This is a genomic window from uncultured Algibacter sp., from assembly GCF_947487605.1.
Taxonomy (GTDB): Bacteria; Bacteroidota; Bacteroidia; order Flavobacteriales; family Flavobacteriaceae; genus Algibacter_D.
The window spans coordinates 1-5,782 of the sequence record NZ_CANKXK010000018.1; the positions used below are offsets into that span (position 1 = coordinate 1).

A 5,782-nucleotide genomic window follows, 5' to 3' on the forward strand; every position below is an offset into this window, starting at 1 on the left:
CCTGTTTTGTTACATCTGATTTTCCTGCGGAAAATCCTCGCACACAAAACCGCACTAATCTTATACATAAACGTTGTAAACAATTTGACCTACACAATGAACAAAAGATATATTTTAATCATTTTAATTCTGACTTTCTCCCAAAGTTATGGGCAGTATGATTGGACTCCTGGAAAAATAATTTTGAATTCTGGAAAAAGCCTTAAAGGTCTAGTTAAGATTCCATTAACATCTGGAAGTTTTATTGAACTAAAATCAACGAAAATACAATTTAGAAAAGATGAGAAATCTAAAAAATTCAAGTATGACAGTAAGACTGTGAATAGGATTTATTTTTCAACTTTCGATAAAGATATTGGTTTTTACGAATATGTATGGGTATCCAAAAATAAGATGGCTTTATTTAAATTAATTAGAAATGGAAAGGTAAAATTGTATACAAGAACCATAAAATTTATTGAGAATCAATTTGAAAACAAACAATTTGAACAGAATGAATTTAATAAACCATTCAGTAAAAACAAATACAAAAAAGCTAAAGAGTATTATATTATTAAATCAGGAGAAAACATTGCCATACCAATAATAAAAGAAAAAGATATTATGTTATTCAAAAAAGAGAACCTAAGGCTTTTTAAAAAAAAAGCATTGAACTATTTTGCTGATTGTAAAGAAGTAGTCTCTTATATAGAAAATGACCTATATGAGGATTTTGACATATCACAAATAGTAGAAGACTATAATCTTTTATGTGAATAAAAACTGTTTACAACATAGTATATAAAAAATTGCTATTTTGTGCTTAACCAATGTTAGTTGCTTTGTTTGCTAGCTTCTGATTTTCCTTCGGAAAATCCTCACACACAAACACGCAACTTTTCATATACGTAAACGTTGGTAACAATTTGAAATGACATTCTAACTAATCTATGAAATACTATTTATCTTCTTACAAATTTGGAGACAAAGTTGAAAAACTAAAGAAAATACTTCCTCTAGGTGCAAAAATTGGTCATATAAATAATTCTAAAGATTGGACAACTGCAAGTCCTGAAATTAGAAATAATCATTTAAAAGAAGAAATGAAATTTATGGACAGTCTAGGTTTTATTAATGAACATTTAGACTTAAAAAATTATTTTAGAAAAGAGGACGAATTAAGAAATAAAATCGCTTCACTAGATGGAATTTGGGTTTCTGGCGGAAACACTTTCGTTTTGAGGCAAGCAATGAAATTAAGTGGATTTGACAATCTATTTAAAGAATTACAGCAACGAGATGACTTTCTTTATGGAGGCTATAGCGCTGGCGTTTGTGTCCTTTCGAACTCATTAAAATATATTCAATTTGTGGATAATCCAAATGACTTTCCTTATAAAGGAATTACTGAAACAATCTGGGACGGACTAAATCTATTCAACTATGGAATATTACCTCATTATGATTCTGACCATCCTGAATCTGAGGAAATTGAAAGAGAGGTTAAAAGATGTATAGATAATAAATGGCTTTTTAAAACATTGAGAGATGGAGAAGTTATAATAATAGAATAAAAAAACTGTTACCAACAAAGTATAAAATTAATGCTCGGGTCTGTGCTTAATCCAGCGATTAGTCCTGTTTTGTTACATCTGATTTTCCTGCGGAAAATCCTCGCGCACAAAACCGCACTAATCTTATACATAAACGTTGCCAACAATATGAGAAAAGCAGTTTTCATAACAATATTTAGTCTTTTAATTATAAGTTGTTTAAACAAGGAAAAGAAACAAACTGAAAACGAAATAAAAACAGAATTGAATAAAGAAAATCAAAATTTAGAATTGAAAAAGGAGGAATTCTTAAAATCGAAAATATTCTTCGGACTTAAAAACTTGAATGACGGATTCGACTCTGAATCGATACATTACTTTTCTGAATCTGACTTTGAAATAGTTCTGAACAGAGTGGAAAAAAACGAAATTGGAATTTACGGAATTGAACCTTGGCTAAATGGAGATTTTTATAGTGTTAGAGTTCACGAACAGCTAAATGCTGAACCAAATGACCCAAAATGGTATCGAGAAGCATTTTCTGAATTTAAAAAAAGAGGGAAGAATTTACAATATTCTGCAACTTATGAAATACCGAATGAATTAATAGTTGAATAAAATAATACTGTTGGCAACACCGTGTATAATTCATTGCTAGTACTTGCCTACTTACGAAAATCCTCGCGGATTTTCTATTCGGTTTGTATTTGCTAAATTAGGTGTTTAAACACGCAACGAAATCATACACAAACACGTTAGCTTTAATGCTGGAGCAAGTTTGCGGTTTGAAAAAAAGCCTGATTTATTTTTCCGATTTTTTTTAGAATTTTAAGGTAGATAAAATAGAAAAACTATGTACGGAATTTCAAAATTTTCGGAATTATCACCCAAACGTGGAATGAAAAGCAAATTCGGAATTGCTCACTCAAACTTTGAATTGAATTACGGCTGATTTTTTAGTTTGTTTGTGTAATTAGAACTGGAAAAACAACATCGGAATTTGAGCAAGTTTGCGGAATGACAATAAACTGAAAATTTAAAAACAAAAATTAGTGACATCAGAATTAAAAGCCTTAATAATAAATACATCTAGTAATCTGAAAGGATATATTTTCATTTTTATCTTATTTGCTTATGTATTTTTTATTGGTTATTTACACAACTATAGATTTATGAAATCAAAGTTTTATTTACAAAAGATTAAACCTCGCTCATATTTTTTTGAACTAGGATTTTACCTGTTATTAACTCTTTTATTCATAATATCGCTTTTACTTTTATCATTCATTTTAATGAAGGTCATAGGAATTACAACTGACTAGAAAAGAATGAACAAAAACGAAATGAATAAATAAGCACTAAAAGCTAACAACGTGTATAATTCATTGCTAATACTCGCCTATTTACGAAAATCCTCGCGGATTTTCTATTCGGTTTGTATTTGCTAATTTAGTTGCTGAAACACGCAACGAAATCATACACAAGACCGTTGTAAAACATTTACGAAATGAAACGCATTCTTCCAATTTTCGGAATTTTAATAGCATTAATTAGTTGTAAATCGACTAATATAATTCAGGAATCGGAATTGAAAATGGCAAATGAGTCTGTAAATCTTTATGCTTTTATTGGAGAAAAAATATCTGTAATTGAATTTGACCCGAATGAAAATAATACTCGAATAGAAATTGACTCAATAACCGGAGATACAATTAGGAAAGTAAGTTATTCAATGGATTATGGATTTAAAAATAAGTTTAAAGTTTTAGGAAACGTATTTAACGAACTGAAAACTGACACAATTGAATTTATCGCTTATAACCATTATGGTAGACCAAAATTCGAAAACTATAAAAATGTGCTTTTGTATATTTCTTTGAATAAAGAAAAAGGTCATTATTATCATCAAAAATATCAATCTGACCAAGTTCAAAAGGACAAAAATGGAATATGGAAAGGAATGAATGGAGAAAGTATAAAAGAGCTTTTTATGGAAAAGAGAAATGGAGTTTTGAAAGCTCGTGGAATATTTGAATAAAAAAACCTCGAATTTGAAATTTATATTGAAAATAGTTTTAGTCGCAGTAGTTATGTTCATAGTTGGAATAACTGTTTTTATTATTGCTTTTGGAGACCATACAAATAGAACGAATTTTAAAATTTATTCTGCTAACAAAAAACAATGCGTGACTATAATTACGCTAGGAAAAATGAGATATTTTATAAATGGAGAATACAATTCAGTTCCAAAAACAGAATATGTAAAAATTGACAAAAGTGGAATTCCTCTTATTGGAGACGAAATCGGAATTTGTTGGAAAAATGAAAATTACGAATGGGAAATCGTAAACCACCAAGGAGAAATTATTGAAAACAAATTAGACACGCTGAAATATAAATTCTATACAAGTTGGGAAAAAGATAAATACGGAATTCCGAACACAAAAAAATACATTAAACCGAATTGTGGAACGATAGGACTTTTGAATATGAAAACGTATGATGAGACTATTATTTTGGAAAATTAAATAGAATAAAAAACGTTTTACAACAAAGTATAAAATTAATGCTTGGGTCTGTGCTTAAACCAGCGATTAGTCCTGTTTTGCTACATCTGATTTTCCTGCGGAAAATCCTCGCACACAAAACCGCACTAATCTTATACATAAACGTTGTGTGTAATGCGAGAAAAATCGTGCTCAAAATGAAAAAACCGACATATAAATATCCAGATTTCGTATCAAAAGTGAAATTGAAAAGCGGAAACGGAAAACGGTATTGGCTGAATTTAGAAATTGACAAAAATAAGTCGGACGGAATTACAGTAATACTTAAAAACCCAAGTCGAGCGGACAAACTGATTTCGGACAAAACTGTTTTTAATGTTTCAAATTACATTTATAGAAACCGAGAAAAATATACGGAATTGAAAAATATCGGGAACATAACAATCTTAAACCTTATGCCGAATTATTTGACTGACTCAAGTGGACTAAAGGAATTTAAAGAGACAATAATTGACCAAGAAAATATTCGGACTTTAAAAGAATTTTGCGGAAAGAATAAAAATGTAATAGTTGCGTGGGGAAATCACCCAAGTGGACTTTATCACGAATACGAGCAATTAAAAGCGGAGACGAAAAAAATATTGACTGAAAATAAAAATCAAGTCTTTTTCGTGGATAGGTTGACTAATGCTGGAAATCCAAAACACGGACAAGTTTGGGGTTACGAAAATGAATTGAAAAAACTAACTGAATAGTGAAAAAGCACTACACACAACAAAGTATAAAATTAATGCTCGGGTCTGTGCTTAATCCAGCGATTAGTCCTGTTTTGTTACATCTGATTTTCCTACGGAAAATCCTCGCACACAAAACCGCACTAATCTTATACATAAACGTTGTAGCACATTTGAGAAAATGCATAGAATAATAATCCTACTTTCGATATTTACTTTATTTCTGAATTGTAAAAGCAATTTGGATTGCGGAATTGACCCATTAATTATTAAATCGAATGATAGTATTATTTCTAAAGTGGAATCTGACTCAAGCGGACAAAAATGGTGGAATGACTATTTGGGAAAACTAGAAGAACCTATTTTAAAAAATACGGACAAAGAAGGTTATAGACTTCTGATTTACAACTCAATGAAGCAATCTTCCAAAAGTTACAGAATTTTTAAAAACTGGAATTCATATAAGTTAGTTTATAAAGAGTTTGGAAAGGAAGATTCCGATGAAATTGCAAAAGAACTCTTCGTTAATAAAGAAACGGAATTATCAAAAAAAGAATGGACTGAATTTCAATCATTATTGCAGAATACTGACTTTTGGAGTTTACCTGTGACAATTGATAGAAGTGGTCTTGACGGAACAAGTTGGGTTCTCGAAGGAATGAATCCAAATGGAAATGAATGCACGAATAGAGAATATCACGTTGTTGCAAGATGGCAACCAATTGATTCAATGAAAGTAATGCAATTGAATTACAAACTGATTGAACTGAACGAAAAATAAAAACGTGCTACAACAACGTGTATAATTAATTGCTTGGTTCACTGCCGACTTACGAACATTCCTGCGGAATATTCTATCTGTGATTTATTTGCTAAATTAGTTGCTTAACCACGCAACTAACCATACACAACAACGTTGGCAGTAATTTAGAAAAATGAGAACTCAAATTTTAACATTATTAAATATTTTAATCTATGGATTAGTCTTTTCCCAAGAAATAGAAATAAT

The 5,782-nt window shown here is 30.0% G+C and carries 7 protein-coding genes; all 7 read left to right on the forward strand.

Annotation, left to right across the window (positions count from 1 at the left end; translation table 11 throughout):
• Positions 1 to 759: hypothetical protein (locus Q0739_RS14450; RefSeq protein ID WP_298239447.1), on the forward strand; the 759-nt coding region annotated here is incomplete at its 5' end.
• 170 nt (positions 760 to 929) lie between these two features.
• Complete coding sequence (locus Q0739_RS14455) at positions 930 to 1,553, forward strand: Type 1 glutamine amidotransferase-like domain-containing protein (protein WP_298239448.1); 624 nt, start codon at positions 930 to 932, stop codon at positions 1,551 to 1,553.
• Positions 1,554 to 1,700: 147 nt separating this feature from the next.
• On the forward strand, positions 1,701 to 2,150 hold the full coding sequence (locus Q0739_RS14460; RefSeq protein WP_298239449.1) for a hypothetical protein: 450 nt from the start codon (positions 1,701 to 1,703) through the stop codon (positions 2,148 to 2,150).
• 889 nt (positions 2,151 to 3,039) lie between these two features.
• A complete protein-coding gene (locus Q0739_RS14465) occupies positions 3,040 to 3,570 on the forward strand; it encodes a hypothetical protein (RefSeq protein WP_298239450.1) in 531 nt (176 codons plus the stop codon).
• Between the two features lie 13 nt (positions 3,571 to 3,583).
• Positions 3,584 to 4,060 (forward strand): hypothetical protein, encoded by a 477-nt coding sequence (locus tag Q0739_RS14470; RefSeq protein ID WP_298239451.1) that lies wholly within the window; start codon positions 3,584 to 3,586, stop codon positions 4,058 to 4,060.
• 176 nt (positions 4,061 to 4,236) lie between these two features.
• The gene (locus Q0739_RS14475) at positions 4,237 to 4,794 is read left to right on the forward strand and encodes a DUF1643 domain-containing protein (RefSeq protein WP_298239452.1); all 558 of its coding nucleotides are present in this window, start codon (positions 4,237 to 4,239) and stop codon (positions 4,792 to 4,794) included.
• A 220-nt stretch (positions 4,795 to 5,014) separates the two neighbouring features.
• Entirely contained in the window at positions 5,015 to 5,554 is a 540-nt protein-coding gene (locus Q0739_RS14480) for a hypothetical protein (RefSeq protein WP_298239453.1), read from the forward strand.
• The last annotated feature ends 228 nt before the right edge of the window (positions 5,555 to 5,782 follow it).